This window comes from Streptomyces sp. NPDC046261 (genome assembly GCF_040646235.1).
Lineage (GTDB): Bacteria > Actinomycetota > Actinomycetes > Streptomycetales > Streptomycetaceae > Streptomyces.
On record NZ_JBEYZU010000003.1, the window covers coordinates 408,425 to 425,114 of the forward strand.

Below are 16,690 nucleotides of genomic sequence, written 5' to 3' on the forward strand. Positions count from 1 at the left end.
TGGCTCGGCAGGACCAGGGGTAACCCCTCACCACCATTCAGAACCTCAGCCAAGGAGCTCATCCGTGTCGATGAGGAACAAGCTGTCCGCACTGCTCGTGCCGGTGGCCGCCGCAACCGCCGCTGTAGTACCGGTGACCACGGCTCACGCGGCCGACGGCTACGACCGGTGCCCGGCCGGCTACTACTGCATGTTCTCGGGACTCGACGGCACCGGCGACATGATCAAACTGAGGAGCGGCACTCCCGACCTCGCGGCGCTCGGCATGAACGACCGCGCCAAGTCGGACTGGAACCGGACGCCGTCGACCATCTACCTCTGGTCCGACGCGCACTACACCGGCTGCACGGCCGTGACCTCCGCGGGCCCGACCGGCAAGGGAAACTTCTTCCCCACCTACCAGGACTTCTTCAGCTCGGTGCAGTTCGACGGACCGGGCGGCGCGAGCTGCGGCACGCCGCCGGGCGAGGGCCGGTGAGCCGCTGAACCGATCGCTGCCGGGCGCGCGCCGAGCCGTAGCGGTCCGGCAGCGAAAAGGAAAGATACGGCCGCCTAGACTCACCGCCATGGCTGCCACGATTTCGAAGTCACCGCTGACGAAACTGCTGGAAACCGTTGCCGGCATCCTCGTGATCGGCGGGGCGAGCGGGCTTCTGCACGAGTTGCTGGGCTGGTACCAGTTGCTGGGCTTCTTCCGCTTCCTGGCCCCGGACGGCTACGAGGTCATCGTCTACGTTCTGCTGATCGCGCTGGGTACGACCGTGGGCGCGGGGGGCGCCAAACTCACCGGACGCCCCCGGGGATGACCCTCGGCCGTCGTCGGCGGGTGGATAAACGAGGTCCGTCAATGGGTTGTTGAACGGGGTGCCCCAGAGTTCCCGGCATCGCGGGAAGGACCCGCGGAACCGTAAGGAATGAGGTTCCTCATGCGTCGCATCACCCCCCGTCTGATGGCCGCGGCCACCGTGGCCGCGATCGGGCTCGGCGCCCTCGCCACGGGCACCGCCTCGGCCGACTCGACCAGCTCGGCCGGCGCTTTCGCGGCCCGGAGCACCAAGGTCAAGTTCCACAACGGGACCGGCTGCCAGCTGACCCGGCAGAGCTACGGCCTCAATCACGGCATCTGGAGCCAGGGGAACGAGCCGTCGGCCACCGTGTACAACACGCACGACGACGACTGGCAGTCGGAGAGCAACGGGTTCATGACCGGCACCGAGGGTTACGTCACCTACACGACGTCCAACTGCGAGGAGGACTGGCGGAACGGCCGGACCATCCGCTTCCACTGGAACAACCCCTACGTCGGCAGCAACGGCTACGACACGAACGGCACGGACAACGCCTTCCGCAACGTCATCGAGGGCGGCGGCGGCAACAACGCCCTGGTCCTGTGGGGCGAGTACAAGAACTGACCCTCAGCCGAGGCCGGCCAGCAACGTCCGGGTCTGTTCGGCGTCGGCCCCAGCCTCGCGCCGCTCGAAGAGGTCGAGGGCGGCCTCCAGGCACGCCCTCGCCCTCGCGTCCTGTCCCAGATGGCACAGGCTGCGCCCCAGCGCCCTGAGCAGAGCGCCCTCGAGCATGCCACTGGTCCGCCGGGCCAGTGGCATGAACTCCTCGGCGGTTCCCGCCGCGAGGGCGTAGTGCCCCGCTTCCGCGTGGACTTCGGTCATCAGGGTGCCCGTGGCCGCCTCGAAGGCGGTCACGCCCAGGGCGCGGAACAGTTCCAGGGCGTCCCGGGCCGGGCCCAGTGCGGCGTTCCCGTCCCCGCACAGGCGCAGGACCCGGGCCAGGTAGTACAGCCCGATGGCCTTCGACACCGACTCCCGGCCGCCGACCAGCTCCGCACCTCGCTCGGCCGCGGCCCGGGCCTCGGCGAGCCTGCCCTGACGGGCGTAGTTGAAGGCCAGCTCACCCAGTGCGGTGCCTTCCGCGATCTGTGCGCCGAGCTCGCGGAAGAGCCGCACCGACGCCTCGCCGTGGCCGACCGCCTCGTCGAAGTGGCCGTGGACGCGGGCGTTCGCGCACAACGTCAGGTGTGCCGACGCCCGCAGCCGCGCGGAGCCGCCCGCGCACAGCTCCAGGGCACGGGCGAGTTCGGGCTCGGCCTCGGCGTAGGAGTTCGCGTGCCACAAGGCGTTGCCCCGTACGTACCGGGCCAGGGCCTCCACCTCCGGGCGGCCGCGGCGCGCGGCGGCAGCGGCGACCCGTTCGGCCACGGCGGACAGGTGGGTGATGCCCGGCAGTACGGTGTTCAGCTTGTCCATGAGGTCGGTCGCCTGTGTCAGCGACAGGGCCTCGTCCTCACAGGCGCGGTCGATCAGCGCGCGCTGCACGGGGATTTCCTCCCGCATCCAGTCGGTGGCGTCCTGGGCGGTGTCGAACGCCAGGCCCGTCGAGGTCGTCGGTACGTCGATGAGGGAACGCTCCGCGGGTTCCACCGAGTGCGCGACTGCGTCGGCGTTGCGGGCGGTGGCCACAAGGAAGTCCAGGAGCCCCGCGAGGGCCCTGGTCGTCTCCGCGGGGGTGTCTTCGCGGGCGCTCCTGGCCCGCGCGAACGCACGGACCAGGTCGTGGAAGTGGTACCGGCCCGGCCTGCGGGACTCCAGCAGGCTCAGGTCGACGAGCGACTCGAGCAGCTCCTCGGTGTCCTCCGGGTCGTACGCGTCCCGGCCCAGCAGCGCCGCCGCGCACGACGGCCCGAAGTCCGGCACCTCCAGGACCGCCAACAGCCTGAAGGCCCGCGACCGGTCGTCGGTGAGCTTGGCGTACGACAGGTCGAACGCGGCCTCCACGGCCGCGTCCCCGCTGCGCAGCTCGTCCAGGCGGATCCGTTCGTCCGTGAGCCGACGGACCATGTCCGCCAGGGGCCGGCCGGGCTCCGCGGCCAGGCGGGACGCGGCGATCCGCAGCGCCAGGGGCAGTGACCCGCACACGTCCGTCAGCTGCGCCGCCGCCCGCGGCTCGGCGTCCACGCGGTCGGCACCGATGATCCGCCGCAGCAGCGCCAGCGCCTCCTCGGGCGGCATCACGTCGAGCCGCATGTGCCGCGCGCCCTCCAGACCGGTGAGCCAGGCGCGGCTGGTCACGAGCACGGCGCAGCCCGCCGCGCCCGGGATCAGCGGGCGCACCTGGTCATCCGACGCCGCGTTGTCGAGCAGCAGGAGCACCCGCCGTTGCGACAGTGTCGAGCGGAAGAGCGCGACGCGTTCGGCCATGCCGTCCGGGATGTCGCTCGCATCGGTGCCCAGCTCCCGCAGGAACGTGCCGAGCACGGACCACGGGTCGGCCACGTCCTGGCCGGCGCCGCGCAGGTCCACGTACAGCCGCCCGTCCGGGTACCTGTCGCCGAGCCCGCGGGCGGTGTGCACCGCGAGTGTGGTCTTGCCGACGCCGGCCATGCCGTTGATCGCGGAGACCACGACGGCCACAGCGTCACCGGTCAACATTCCGGTGAGCGTCTCCACCTGCATCCGGCGCCCGGTGAAGTCGTCGATGTCACGCGGCAGCGCGGCCGGGTGCGGCCCCGCGGCCCGGATGCCGTGTGCCGGCCCGGGGAGCCTGAGTGACGGGTCCGAGCGCAGGATCCGCCGGTGCAGCTCCCGTAACGCCTCGCCGGGCCGTGCCGTTCCGAGGAACCGCCGGGTGTCCTCGAAGACCCCCAGCGCCTCGGCCTGACGGCCCGACCGGTACAACGCCAGCATCTGCACCCCGCGCAGCCGCTGGCTCGCGGGGAACTCCACCACCAGGGCGCCGGCCTCCGCGGCCAGCCCGGGCCGGTCCCCGAGCTCGGCGTCGAGCTCCAGCCGGGCCTCCAGCAACGCCTGCCGGACTGCGCACAGCCGGGCGCGCGACGCCCTGGCCGCCGGCCCGCGCAGGCCCGCCAGCGGCTCGGCGGCCCACAGTGCGAGGGCCTCGTCGAGAACCTCGCGGGCACGGTCCGCCCCGTCGACGGACCGCACCTCCTCGGCCGTGGCCACAGCACCCTCGAACCACCAGGAGTCCACGGCGGGTTCGGCGACCCGCAGCGCATAGCCGTCGCCGACCGTCTCCAGCACCGGCGCGCCGCACCCGTCGAGGGCCCGGCGCAGCCGCCACATGTGAGTACGAATCGCATGCTCCGGTCTCGCGGGACGGTCGGCCTCGTCCCACACCCCCTCGACGAGCAGCGGCATCGCCACTGTCCGTCCGGCGGCAGCGAGCAGGATCGCGAGCACTTCCCGCTGCTGCGGTCTGCCCAGATCCAGCTCGGCGCCCCCGCTCCAGCCCCGCACCGGGCCGAGGAGGGAGAACCGGAGCTCCCGCGTCACCGGCTCGACCAGACCGGAATGATGTACGGGGCCTCGCTGAAGACCCTCAAAGTGCCGTCGGAGAACAGGCCGAGCTTCATCACCGGGTAGTTCGTGCCGATCTCGTTCTGCGCGGTGTGGCTGGCCCAGCACACGCGGTTGTCCCGGCCGTACACCACGAAGTTGCCGTCGGACTGCATGACGGCACGGTCACCGCAACGCACCGTGCCGGTGTGCCAGATCGGCGTCCGGTGCGCCCAGTTGTCGCTGGTGGTGTAGATGACGAGGTTGCCGTCGTCCTGCAACGTGAGCTGGGCGTTGCCGTTCTTGATGTCCGAGCCCTTGGTGAGGGCCTCGTTGTTCCAGATGACGCCCTGGGCGTTGTTCCGTTCGGCCGAGGCCGTTCCGCCGGTCGCCATCACTCCGGCGGCGGCTACCACCGTGGTCGCGGCGACGGCGGCGAGACGGTGGAAGAATCTGCTGCGCATGGCTGGCCCTTCGGTCGTGGGGTGAGCGATCACCTCAGGACTATCGCGGCGGCCGATGCACGATCGATTGATGAGTGCTAAATGGCCCTTTGCTCGCCTTTGAGGGCTCCGTGTCTCTCGTCCGTTTCGCGCGGCGGGTGGGCCTCAACTCTTGACGGCCCCCGCGATCCGCACGGCGGCCTGGGAGCGGCCTGACGTGCCTGCCGTCCCCAGGCCGGGCCGCAGGCGCAGGCGCTCCCTCAGGGGGGAGCCGGCGTCGCCCCGTGCGGCGACGCCGACCGCCGGTCCGTGGTGCCGGGTCAGTTGCCGCGCAGCTTCTTCCAGGTCTTCGGGCCGACGATGCCGTCCGCGCTCAGGCCGTTGCGGCCCTGGAAGGTCTTGACCGCGCGCTGCGTGGCCGGTCCGAACTTGCCGTCGAAGCCGGACGGGCCGACGTCAATGCCGTGGTAGTTGTTCAGCAGGCACTGGATCTCCTTGACGTGGTCGCCTCTGTCGCCGATGTCGGCGTACTTGCTGCCGTCGTGGTAGCCGCAGTGGAAGGAGGCGTTGACCGCCTGCGTCGCCCGGGCGGAGCCGGGGGCCGTCGACGTGTCGGCGGCGGTGGCCGTGACGGCTCCGCCCAGGAGGAGCGTGCCGGCGAGGGCGGCGGGGACGAGGCCCCGTATCGACTTGTTCATGTGTGGATCCCTTCGTATCGAGGTGCGACGGCCGGGCGGTCAGGGGCGGGATCGCGCCTTCGCCCGGCGGCCGGACCGAGTCTTCACGGCCGGAAGATTGATCAGCACCCCGTTCACCTGCGGCTTTTCAATTCGGCCGAGCCGGTCGGCCGACGGCCCGGCCCTGCTCGCGCGGCTGGAACCGACCCTTGTCAGGGTTTTTCCGGCTGCGTACCGTGTCGCCGTTTGATCTTGGGCGCCTTCCCGGCCGTCCAGGGGGATCGGGGAGGGGGAGCGCGTGGGACGTCCAGAGCGTCCGCTGGATCCGGCCGAGGGGCCGGTGCAGGGTTTCGCGTACGAGTTGCGGGCCCTGCGGCAGGAGGCCGGCGGCCCCACCTACCGGGAGATGGCGCGGCGCGTGCCCTACTCCGCCCCCGCCCTGTCCACGGCGGCGGCAGGGGAGAAACTGCCGTCCCTGCCCGTCGCACTGGCCTACGTCCAGGCATGCGGCGGCGGCCCCGACCAGCTGGAGCTGTGGGAGAAGCGCTGGCAGGCGGCCGCCGACGCCGTGGCCGCCCTACCGCCCCCGGCCGACGGGGCGGCCGAGCCGCCGTACCAGGGGCTGGCCCGGTACGGTCCCGGGGACCGGGCGCGGTTCTTCGGGCGCGACAGGTTCGTCGACGATCTGCTGGAGCTCGGGCGGCGCCGCCGGTTCGCCGCGCTGGTCGGGGCCTCCGGCAGCGGCAAGTCCTCGCTGCTGCGCGCCGGGCTGATCCCGAGGCTGCAGCACGCCCAGGAGCCCGGCGAGCGGCCGGCCGCGATCAGGATCCTCACGCCCGGCGCGCACCCCCTCCGTACGCACGCCGCCGCGCTCCGGCCCAAGGGGCACGGTGCCGACGCCGGGGCCGGCGCGGACACCTGGATCGTGGTCGACCAGTTCGAGGAGGTCTTCACGCTCTGTCACGACCCGGCCGAGCGGGCCGCCTTCATCGACCTGCTGCTCGGCGCGCGCGACACGGAGAGCCGTTTACGTGTCGTCGTCGCGCTCCGGGCGGACTTCTACGGGCGCTGCGCGGGGCACCGCCCTCTCGCCGACACCCTGCGCGACGCGCACGTGCTGCTCGGCCCCATGACCGCGGCCGAGATGCGGGCGGCGATCGTCAAGCCCGCCGCGGCCGGGGGCCTGATCGTCGAGCGGGCGCTCACGGCCCGGATCCTCGAGGAAGTGGCCGACGAACCCGGCGGGCTGCCGTTGATGTCCCACGCGCTGCTCGAGACGTGGCGCCGGCGCAAGGGGCGTGCCCTCACCGTCGCCGCCTACGAGGCCGTCGGCGGCGTGCACGGCGCCATCGCCACCACCGCCGAAGAGGTCTATACGCGGCTCACCCCGCGGCAGGCCGTCCTCGCCCGCCGGATCATGCTCCGCCTCGTCACTCCCGGCGAAGGCGCCCCGGACACCCGCCGCCCCGTCGACCGCTCCGAACTCGGCCTCGACGTTCCGGGCGCCGACGACCGTCCCGACAGCCCTGTGGAGCCTGGCACTTCCGTGGTTCCGGGCACCCCCGTGGTTCCCGGTACCTCCGTGGTTCCCGGCACCTCCGTGGTTCCGGGCACCCCCGCGGATCCCCGCACTTCCGTGGTTCTCGGCACCCCGGCGGATCCCCGCACCTCCGTGGTTCCCGGTGACCCCATGCGTCCCGCTCCCGCAGACCCCGCCACGCCGCCCGAGGCCCCGGACGACGACGACACGACCGCCGTCCTCGAACATCTCGCCCACGCCCGGCTCATCACCCTCGACGCCGGCACCGTCGACCTCGCCCACGAGGCCCTCATCACCTCCTGGCCCCGCCTGCGCGGCTGGCTCGACGAGGACCGCGACCGCCTCGTGACCCACCGCCGCCTCACCGAAGCGGCCCGGGCCTGGGAGGAACTCGACCGCGACACCGGCGCCCTCTACCGGGGCACCCGGCTGGCGGTCATCCGCGACTGGGCCGCCCGCGAGGGAAGCCGGGAGGAACTCAACGCTTCCGAGCGCGCCTTCCTCGACGCCAGCGTCGACCTCGCCGAGACCGAACGGGCCGCCGCCGCCCGCCGCAGCCGCCACCTGCGCCTGCTCACCCTCTGCCTCGCGATGCTGCTGGTCGTGGCGACGAGCATCGGCATCGTCGCCGTCCGCGAGCGACAGGGGGCCGTGCGCGAGCGGCAGGAGGCCGAGCGCCAGCGGCAGATCACCCTCTCCCGCCAACTGGCCTCACAGGCCCTTGGCCTGGCCCCGTCCCGGCCGGCGGTGGCGAAGCTGCTGAGCGTGGAGGCGTTCCGTACGGCTCCCACGCCCGAAGCGCGCGGCGCGCTGCTGGCGATGTCCACGTACCAGTACCACCAGGGCGAACTCGCGGGCCACGCCGACGCGGTCTCCCGGCTCGCCTTCAGCCCCGACGCCCGAACGCTCGTCTCCGTCAGCCGTGACCGGAAGGTCATCCTGTGGGATCCGCGGCGTCGTACGCGCGTGGCCACCCTCACCGGGCACGGGACGTGGCTGAGGGCGGTGGTGTTCAGCCCCGACGGGCGGACGCTCGTCACCGGGGGCGACGACAAGAACGTCGTGCTCTGGGACGTCGTCACGCGCACCCGCTCGGCGACCCTGGCCGGCCATGGGGATCAGGTCAAGAGCCTCGCGGTCAGCCCGGACGGCCGGACGCTGGCCTCCGCCTCCGCGGACCGCACCGTGATGCTGTGGGATCTCGCCGGCCGGACCCGGCGACTGACCCTCTCCGGTCATACGGGTGCCGTGAACGCGCTGGCCTTCAGCCCCGACGGCCGCACCCTCGCCACGGCCGGGACGGACCGTACGGTGGCGCTGTGGGACGTGGCGAGCGGTGAGCGGCGAGCGGTGCTCACCGACCACACCGACTCGGTCGAGGGCGTCGCGTTCAGCCCGGACGGCCGGACGCTGGTCTCCGTCGGCAACGACCGGAAGGTGATGCTGTGGGATGCCGGCCGCCGCACCCGGACGGCCACCCTCACCGGCCACACGGGGGCCGTCCGGGCCGTCGCCTTCCACCCCGACGGCCACACCTTCGCCACGGCCGGGCACGACAGGACCGTCGCGCTGTGGGACCCGGCACGCGGCACCCGCCTCGCCACCCTCACCGGGCACGTCACCAACATTTACGGTCTGGCCTTCGGCCCCGGCCCCGAGCCGCTGCTCGCCTCGGCCGGCGAGGAGGGGGTGGTCACGCTGTGGGACCCGGCCCGCATCGCCCTGACCGGGCACGGCGACCGGGTGAACAAGCTCGCCTTCAGCCCGGACGGCCGGACCGTGGCCACCGTCGGCGACGACCGGACCGCGGTGCTGTGGAGCACGCGGCGCCGCAGCCGCGTGGCCACGCTCAGCGGGGGGACCGGGCCGGTCAACTCGGTCGCGTTCAGCCCGGACGGCCGTACGGTCGCCACCGGCACCGGGACGGCCGCGCACCCGCCGCGGGCCGGCGACTACACCGTCACCCTCTGGCCCCTGGACCCGGATCCGGGCCCGGACCCACAGCCCGCTGTCAGACTCACCGGGCACACCGACCGCGTTCTCGACGTCGCCTACAGCCCGGACGGCCGCACGGTGGCGAGTACGGGCGCCGACGGCACGATCATGCTGTGGGACCCGGCACGCGGCACCCGCCTCGCCGCCCTCACCCACGCCGTGCGGGCGGCCGGCCGGGCGGGGACCGCCGGGCCGGCCCCGGAGCGGGGTGTCAACGACGTGGCCTTCAGTCCCGACGGGCGGACGCTCGCCGCCGCGGGCCACGACGGCGTCACGGTGCTGTGGAACGTGGCCGAGCGCACCCGCCGGCTCACGCTGAAAGGCCACACCGGATCGCTGCGGTCGGTCGCGTTCAGCCCCGACGGCCGCACCGTGGCCACCTCCGGGATCGATCAGAAGGTCATGCTGTGGGACGCCGCCCGGGGCACCCGTCTGGCGACCCTCTCCGGTGACTCCTCCGCCATGGCCGTGGCCTTCAGTCCCGACGGCCGGATGCTGGCCACGGCCGCCGCGGACACCGCGGTGGTCCTGTGGGACGTCGCCCGGCGCCGGCAACTGGCCACCCTCACCGGCCACACCCGTCAGGTGAGGGCCCTCGCGTTCAGTCCCGACGGCCGCACCCTGGCCACGGCCGGCGTCGACGGCACGGCCGTGCTGTGGAACACCGATGCCGGGCGCACGGCGGCGGAACTGTGCGCCACGGTCGCGCGCGGCCTCACCCGCGAGGAGTGGGGACGGTTCGCCCCCGAGGCCCCGTACCGCCGGACCTGCGCGTAGGGGCGCCGGTCCGACGGGCGGGTCGCGGAGGCTGCCGGCCTCGGGTCACGCCTTCCTGACCACGCTGGACTTGAGCTGCATGGCACCGAAGCCGTCGATCTTGCAGTCGATGTCGTGGCCGGCCACGCCCGCCACGAGGCGGATGTTGCGCACCTTCGTGCCCGCCTTGATCCCGGTCGGGCTGCCCTTGACCTTCAGGGACTTGACGACCGTGACCGTGTCACCGTCGGCGAGGACGTTGCCGACGGAGTCCCTGATCACACCGTCGTCGGCGTCGCCCGCGGTGTCCGGGGCCGCCGGGAGCGACCACTCGTGCCCGCATTCCGGGCAGACGAGGAGCGCGCCCATCTCGTAGGTGTAAGCGCTGGAGCATTCGGGGCACGGCGGCAGGGACTCGTTCACACCTCAAGTCTAAGATCCCGCGAAACATCGGTGGCACGTCGGCGGTACGTCGTCGGGGCGGCCGGTGCGGGGTTCTCCTCGTAGGGTCGAGGGGTCGGCGCATCGGTGCCGGGACGTGCGGTGGAAGGGGTCAGGTGGCTGGGGAAGCGGAGATCGCCACGGCGGAGCAGGCGGCGAGCGACGGGCTGGTGCTGGCGTTCGGGCGGCTGCAGGGGGCCGCCAACCGGCTGGAGTACATCCTGGGGCGGGCCATCGAGGAGGAGTGCGGGATCAGTCACCTGATGTTCGAGGTGCTGCTGATCCTGGGCAGGGCGGGGGAGACGGGGCTGCCGATGCGGGCGATCGCGCAGGAGCGGGTGCTCAGTACCGGTGGGGTGACGCGACTGGTGGACCGGATGGAGGCGGCGGGCCTGGTGGTCCGGGACGCCGACCCCGACGACCGGCGGGGGCGGCTGGTGCGGCTGACGCCCGAGGGCGAGGAGACCGTGGTCCGGGCGGCGCGTATCCACGTGGAGAACATCCGGCGCTTCTTCCTCGAGCCGCTGCCCGAGGCACACCGGGAGCGGTTCGCGGAGGACCTGAAGACCCTCAGCCACGCGGCGCGCGACGCGCTGCCGCGTCTGAAGTAAAAAATCTTCGCCCTGATGTCCATCGGCGGGAATGTCTGACGCAGCAGATACTGTTCTCTCAGGTGAATGGCTCGCGACCCCCGCGGGCCCGGCACCCCCGGAGGCACCTCCTCATGAAGCTCGTCTACGTCTTCGACGCCTACTGCGGCTGGTCCTACGGCTTCTCGCCCACCCTCGCCGAGATCATGCGCCGTCGGCCCGGGCTGACCGTGGAGGTCGTCTCCGGTGGCCTGTTCACCGGCGCCCGCCGGGTGCCGATCCGGGAGTTCGGCTACGTCCAGGGCGCCAACGCCAAGATCAGTGAGCTCACCGGCGTGGAGTTCGGCGCCGCCTACAGACGGCTGATCGCGGACGGTTCCTTCGTCATGGACTCCGAGGCCGCCGCCCGTGGCACCGCCGCCCTGCGCCAGGCCGCCCCCGCGCTGGCCGCCGAGCTCGCGGCGGCCCTGCAGGAGGCGTTCTACGCGGAGGGGCTGAGCCTGTCCGAGGCGGCCACCTACCGCACGGTCGCCGAGCGGGCGGGCCTGGACGCGGACGCCGTGGCCGCCGCCTTCGCCTCGCCCGCCGCCGCGGCCGCCGCCCGCGCCGACTTCCGCCGCGCAGCGGAGTACGGCGTCCAGGGCTTCCCCACCCTGCTCGCCGTCGACGGCGAGCGCGCGACCGTCCTCGCCGTCGGGCACGCCACCGCCGACCAGGTCGACCAGCGCCTGGCCGCGCTCACCGCCGCCGCCTGATCCCGCACCGGCCTCCTTTCTCCTCCCCGCAAGGAAACCCCGCCATGAGCACCCTCGACTGAGGCGCCCGGACGGCCCCGGCCCCGCCCCGCTGCCGCTCCCGCCCCGCCGCGCGACGGCGCGAAAACCGTTCCATACTGGCCCAATCGGCCATGTCGCTCGGCGCCGGAAGGTCAAGGCCCGGGAAGGGTGAGGTGTCGTCCCATGACACGAGCTCCCGAAGAGGCCGGGGCCATGGCCCCGGCGGCCCCCACGGCCGGTCGCTGGGCCATGCTCGCCGTGCTCTGCGCCAGCCTGCTGCTCGTCGCCATGGACGCGACCATCCTCAACGTCGCGCTGCCCTCCCTCATCGACGACCTGCGGCCCGGCGCGCTGGAGCAGCTATGGATCATCGACATCTACGGGCTCGTCCTGGGCGGCCTCCTCGTCACCACCGGCGCCGTCGGCGACCGGTGGGGCCGCAAGCTGCTCTTCCTCAGCGGGTTCGTCCTCTTCGGGGCGGCCTCCGTCGTCGCCGCGACCGCCCACAGCTCCCCGCAGCTCATCGGCGGCCGCGTCCTGCTGGGGCTCGGCGGCGCCATGGTGATGCCCTCGACGCTCTCGCTGATCCGCAACATCTTCACCAACGCCCGCGAACGCGCCCTGGCCATCGGCGTGTGGGCCGCCGTGGCCGGCGCGGGCGCCTGCGTGGGGCCGCTCATCGGCGGGTTCCTCGTCGAGCACTTCGAGTGGCAGGCGGCCTTCTGGGTGAACGTGCCGGTCGTCGTCGTGACGGTCGTGGCCGGCATCCGCCTGCTGCCGGAGTACCGGGCGCCGCAGCACGGACGGCTCGACTGGCCCGGCGCGCTGCTGTCGATCGCCGGCATCGTGGCGCTCGCCTGGGGCATCAAGCACGTCGCCAAGGGCAGCCTGCGGGCCGAGGACGTGGGCACGCTCCTCCTCGGCGTGGCGCTGCTCGCCGTGTTCGCCTGGCACCAGCTCCGGCTGGAGGACCCGCTGCTGGACGTCCGGCTCTTCCGCAACGGCCCCTTCCTGGCCGCCGCGCTGGCCACGCTCCTGGCCATGCTGGCCATCGGCGCCGCCCTGTTCCTCATCTCCCTGTGGCTGCAGTACGTGCACGGCTACTCCCCGTCCGAGGCCGGGCTGCGCACCCTGCCCTCGGCCCTGGCCATGCTGGCCGGCTCGCTGTGCTCGCCCTGGCTGATGCACCACATGGGCGTCCGCTCGGTCCTGGCCATCGGCCTGGGCACCCTGGCGGCCGGGTTCCTGCTGCTCGCCCTGGCCCCCGAACCCACCACCTACCCCGTCGTGGCCCTGGTGCTGGCCGGGCTCGGCCTCGGCGACGGGCTGGCGATCACCGCCTCGGCCTCGGTCCTGGTCTCCTCCGTGCCCGCGGAACGGGCCGGGCAGGCGGGCGCGGTGTCCGAGACCTCCTACGAACTGGGCGTCGGCCTCGGCGTGGCACTCCTCGGCAGCATCCACGGCGCCGTCTACGCCCGGCGGATGACGGACCTTCCGCTGAGCGGGGGCGAGCGGGACCTCGCCCGCGAATCGGTGGGCGGCGCGGCCGAGGTCGCCGGGGACACGGGAGGCGAGACCGGCAGACAGGTGCTGGCGGCCGCGCGCGCCGCCTTCGACACGGCGCTCACGACGACCGCGTACGTCTCGGCCGGCATCGTCGTCACCGTGACGCTGCTCGCGGTGCTGATGGTGCCCCGCGGCTTCAAGGTGACGGGCGGCCACTGAAGGAGACGGCCGCCCGGAACCCCGGTGGCCTCAGGGCAGGATGCGCATCTGCACCTGGCCGTTCGACGACTGGATGCCCTCCCGGGTCACACAGGCCGCCGGCGTACCGGCGGGGGTCACCTGCATGACGCGCTCGGCGTGGCCGCCCTGGCCGCGCCCCGAGACGACGATGCCGGCCAGCCGCACGGTGTTGACGCCGAGGACCCGGGTGGCACGGCCGGTGTTGTAGAAGATCACCGAGGTCGACCCGTCCCCGTAGCGCACCGTCTCCCGCGCCCTGATGGCATGGAACGCCAGGCAGGTGCCGCCGGGGGACTCCCCGACGATGTGGCTGGTGGCCGCGGTGACGCGGCCCGGGGCAGTCGTGCAGGTGTAGGCGACGCCCTCCTGGACGGAGATCCGCTGGGGGGTGAGCCTCAACCCCGGGCTGTAGGAGGTGTTCGCGTCTCCGGTGCAGCTGATGGGGGTGTGGGCCTGTGTGGCAGGGGCCCAGCCCATGGCCGCGCCGATCAGTGCGAGCGAGCACAACGCGACACCGAGACCGCGCTTACGGAACATGCGTACCCCTTCGAGAGCTCTGACGCGCCAGGACCGGCGCGCTCGACGGCCCCTGCCTACCCCCTGTGATCACCCCGGCCACACCGGTGCTCACGGTTCCCGCAGCACGCGTCCGCGGCCCGCGCCGCAGCGCGCGCACCCCGGCGCCCGGCCCTCACTCCGGGCGCAGGAACGGCAGCGACGCCACCGCCTGGGGCCCCGTCGCCGCGTGCACGGCGAGCAGCACCCCCGCCGTACCCGTCGCCAGGTCCATCGACAGCCGCAGCAGCCCGTCCATCGGGAACGCCAACCGCCCCTCGTACCGCACCGCGTGCAGCCCCAGCCCCCGCAGCTGCGCCCGGCGCGCGCTCACCGGCCCGCCCAGGTGCGCGAGGGCGTACAGCAGCCCGGCGTGGCCGTCCAGGAGACCGGACGACAGGAGCAGCTCGGTGCCCAGGCTGTCGCGGATGCGGTCCCGCAGCCGGGAGAAGTGGACGTCCTCCTGCCGGCGGACGTAGGCGTCGAGGGCGATACCGACGCCCGCGCTGCCCCGGCCGAGCGTGGTGAGCCGGCGCTGGCCGTCCCGCACGTGCACGTACCGGCCGCCGGAGACCCCGCAGGAGGCGAGGTCCCGGGCCAGGGCGGCCTCGGCGCGGCGCAGGTGCCGCACGTCGGCCGTTTCGTCGAAGAGCCGGGTGAACAGCAGCGCCGGCCCGGACCAGCCGCGCATCAGGCCCACCCCGGCGGGGTCCGCCGGCCCGTCGCCCTCCAGGGCGCGCGCCAGCCGGTCACCGAGGCGCAGCGCCGTCTCCAGCTCGCCGAAGTGCAGCTGGGCCAGGGCGATGCCGGCGAGGCCGCCGAACAGTCCCACCCCGCAGCCGGTGAGGTCGAAGCCGGTCAGCCGGCCCAGCGTCTCGCGCGCCTGCTGCGGCCGGCCCAGCGCGTCGAGTACGTACGCCACGCCCGCCAGCCCGTCGTACAGCCCGGGGCGCGGCCAGCGGGTGCGCTCGACCGCCCGGGCCAGCCAGTCGACGTGGCCCTCGAAGCGCGGGCCGCCGCCGTACCCCGTGGCGTGCAGCGCGTACAGCACCCCCGCCGCGCCGAAGGCCAGAGCCGTGCCCTGGCCGTCGAACTGCTTGACGTCACCGGGGAAGAGCCGGTCCTCCCGCTCCGGTGTGGCGCTGTACACGATGGCGTCGCGCAAGGACGCGAGGACCGCCTCCCACCTCTCGCCGTGATCCCCGTCGTCGTGCCCGGCCGGGCCGGCCGGCCAGGTGGAGGACGGCGCGGGGGAGGCGGCCGGCGGCGGGGCGAGCCCCGCGCGCAGCCGCTCGCCGAAGCCGGGCGGCACCGGGAAGCGCTCCTCCACCAGGCGGATCAGCTCTTCGTGCTTGCCCCCGCCGAAGCGCAGCAGCTCCGTCAGCGGGCAGAAGAGCGCCAGGCGCAGGCAGTCGAGGGCGTAGGAGTCGATCGCGAACCCCGAACGGGCCCAGGGGGCTATGAAGCCGGCGGTCCCCATGACGGGGGTGAAGTCCTCCCCGATGTCGAAGGACGTCTCGAAGTCGACCAGGCACACGCTCCCGTCGGGCCGCACCAGCACATTGCCGGGCTGCAGGTCCCCGAAGACGATGCCCCGCGCGTGCAGCGCGGCCGTCGCGGCCTCGACGCCCTCGAGCACCCCGCACGCCCACCGCGTGTACGCGGCCGCCGCCTCCTCGTCCGCGCCGGGATGGAACAGCGGATGGCGGCGTGCGATCGCCTCGTGCAGCGGCTCGCCCTCGACGAACTCCTCCGCCAGGAAGTGGTGTTCCCAGTGCCGGGTGCGGGCGATGACCTCCGGCACGCAGTCCAGGCCGGCCAGCCGCCGCAGCACGCTGTGCTCGCGCGCCAGCCGGGCCACCGCGTCCATGCCGTTGTCGTCGACGCCGGCGTACGGGCGTGCCTCGCGCAGGACCACCCGCCGCCCGGTGGCCGGGTCCACGGCCCGGTAGACGCCTCCGCTGTTGGAGAAGTGCAGCGCCTTCTCGACGCGGTAGGGCAGGCTGTCGCCGGTCCTCGCCCGGGCGGCCCGGATGCGGGTGTCGATGAACGGCGGCACCCCGGCCCACGACGGCACCTTGAACACCGCCCCGCGCACGTCGGGCACCGGCCGCCCGTCCGGGCGCACGACGGCCGGCACGTACTCGCCGTCGCGGGCGAAGCAGTACCGGGGCGAGAAGCCGCCGTAGCGCAGGTACAACGGCCCCTCGTCCCACCGCAGATCGCTGAGGATGTACGGCCCCTTCACCCCGCGCAGCAGCGACGACAGCTCCCGCAGCGTCCGTTCCAGCAGCTCCTCGCAGCGCGGGTAGATGGTGACGAGCTTGCCGCCGGCCGACCGGGGCGCCCGCTTGCAGTTGACGAGCGCCAGCAGGGTGCGGCTGCGCAGGAACTTGAAGCTGATGCCGCGCTCGACGCAGTACTCCCACACCGCGTCGACGACCCGGGGCGCCTCCTCGGCCGTCGCCGAGGCGTGGATCTTCCAGCCCTGTTCCGGCAGCCGTGTCCGTGCGTGCCGCAGGGCGACCCAGCCGTCGCGTTCCACGCGCCGCCAGCCCGGCGGCGTCGGCTGCTGGGCGCGCGCGAACCGGCTGGCGGTGTCCTCGACGCGGGCGGGCGTGTCCACGAAGAGGGGGTCCGCGACGAGGTGGCCTTGAGCGAGCATGCTGTCTCCTCCCATGTCCTCCCATGTCTTCTGAGCCCCCTCGGTATGGGGCGCGGCGGCGCGACCGGCCGTCACCGTGCGGGCGACGGCCGGTCGCGCCGGCCGGGGCTGATCAGACCTGTCCGAGGGTGCTGTGGTAGCTGTTGCTGCACGGCCACTGAGTGGGGGTCTCCTCCTCCAGCTCCTGCAGCTCCAG

The 16,690-nt window shown here is 73.5% G+C and carries 13 protein-coding genes; 7 read left to right on the forward strand and 6 right to left on the reverse strand.

Features of this window, described 5'->3' with window-relative positions; translation table 11 throughout:
* Positions 1 to 70: 70 nt before the first annotated feature.
* From ABZ956_RS08650 to ABZ956_RS08660, 3 genes are all read left to right on the forward strand, one after another.
* Positions 71 to 478: a peptidase inhibitor family I36 protein gene (locus ABZ956_RS08650; RefSeq protein ID WP_361889416.1), complete on the forward strand. Its 408-nt coding sequence runs from the start codon at positions 71 to 73 to the stop codon at positions 476 to 478.
* Positions 479 to 566: 88 nt separating this feature from the next.
* Entirely contained in the window at positions 567 to 806 is a 240-nt protein-coding gene (locus ABZ956_RS08655) for a hypothetical protein (protein ID WP_361888959.1), read from the forward strand.
* A gap of 120 nt (positions 807 to 926) precedes the next feature.
* Positions 927 to 1,412 (forward strand): hypothetical protein, encoded by a 486-nt coding sequence (locus tag ABZ956_RS08660; RefSeq protein ID WP_361888962.1) that lies wholly within the window; start codon positions 927 to 929, stop codon positions 1,410 to 1,412.
* 3 nt (positions 1,413 to 1,415) lie between these two features.
* Here the strand turns inward: ABZ956_RS08660 and ABZ956_RS08665 are convergent, their stop codons facing one another.
* The 3 genes from ABZ956_RS08665 to ABZ956_RS08675 all read right to left on the reverse strand — a co-directional run bounded on the left by ABZ956_RS08665 (position 1,416) and on the right by ABZ956_RS08675 (position 5,451).
* Positions 1,416 to 4,307 (reverse strand): BTAD domain-containing putative transcriptional regulator, encoded by a 2,892-nt coding sequence (locus ABZ956_RS08665; RefSeq protein WP_361888965.1) that lies wholly within the window; start codon positions 4,305 to 4,307, stop codon positions 1,416 to 1,418.
* Positions 4,304 to 4,774, reverse strand: a complete 471-nt coding sequence (locus ABZ956_RS08670; RefSeq protein WP_361888967.1) for a hypothetical protein — start codon at positions 4,772 to 4,774, stop codon at positions 4,304 to 4,306. The genes ABZ956_RS08665 and ABZ956_RS08670 overlap by 4 nt, the downstream gene beginning before the upstream one ends.
* A 299-nt stretch (positions 4,775 to 5,073) precedes the next feature.
* Entirely contained in the window at positions 5,074 to 5,451 is a 378-nt protein-coding gene (locus tag ABZ956_RS08675) for a peptidoglycan-binding domain-containing protein (RefSeq protein WP_361888970.1), read from the reverse strand.
* A 277-nt stretch (positions 5,452 to 5,728) separates the two neighbouring features.
* Here ABZ956_RS08675 and ABZ956_RS08680 point away from each other — a divergent pair, with 277 nt between their 5' ends.
* Positions 5,729 to 9,742, forward strand: coding sequence for a hypothetical protein (locus ABZ956_RS08680; RefSeq protein ID WP_361888973.1), 4,014 nt, complete (start codon positions 5,729 to 5,731; stop codon positions 9,740 to 9,742).
* Positions 9,743 to 9,787: 45 nt separating this feature from the next.
* Here ABZ956_RS08680 and ABZ956_RS08685 read toward each other — a convergent pair whose 3' ends face one another.
* Entirely contained in the window at positions 9,788 to 10,144 is a 357-nt protein-coding gene (locus ABZ956_RS08685; protein WP_361888976.1) for a zinc ribbon domain-containing protein YjdM, read from the reverse strand.
* 134 nt (positions 10,145 to 10,278) lie between these two features.
* Here ABZ956_RS08685 and ABZ956_RS08690 point away from each other — a divergent pair, with 134 nt between their 5' ends.
* The 3 genes from ABZ956_RS08690 (at position 10,279) to ABZ956_RS08700 (ending at position 13,253) form a co-directional block, all read left to right on the forward strand.
* Positions 10,279 to 10,773, forward strand: coding sequence for a MarR family transcriptional regulator (locus tag ABZ956_RS08690; RefSeq protein WP_361888979.1), 495 nt, complete (start codon positions 10,279 to 10,281; stop codon positions 10,771 to 10,773).
* 113 nt (positions 10,774 to 10,886) lie between these two features.
* Positions 10,887 to 11,507 carry a DsbA family protein gene (locus tag ABZ956_RS08695; protein ID WP_361888982.1) on the forward strand — a complete coding sequence of 207 codons (621 nt, stop codon included), beginning with the start codon at positions 10,887 to 10,889 and terminating at the stop codon, positions 11,505 to 11,507.
* A gap of 204 nt (positions 11,508 to 11,711) precedes the next feature.
* The gene (locus ABZ956_RS08700) at positions 11,712 to 13,253 is read left to right on the forward strand and encodes an MFS transporter (RefSeq protein ID WP_361888985.1); all 1,542 of its coding nucleotides are present in this window, start codon (positions 11,712 to 11,714) and stop codon (positions 13,251 to 13,253) included.
* A 30-nt stretch (positions 13,254 to 13,283) separates the two neighbouring features.
* Here ABZ956_RS08700 and ABZ956_RS08705 read toward each other — a convergent pair whose 3' ends face one another.
* On the reverse strand, positions 13,284 to 13,811 hold the full coding sequence (locus ABZ956_RS08705) for a hypothetical protein (protein WP_361888988.1): 528 nt from the start codon (positions 13,809 to 13,811) through the stop codon (positions 13,284 to 13,286).
* 154 nt (positions 13,812 to 13,965) lie between these two features.
* Complete coding sequence (gene lanKC / locus ABZ956_RS08710; protein WP_361888991.1) at positions 13,966 to 16,494, reverse strand: class III lanthionine synthetase LanKC; 2,529 nt, start codon at positions 16,492 to 16,494, stop codon at positions 13,966 to 13,968.
* Positions 16,495 to 16,690 lie beyond the last annotated feature (196 nt).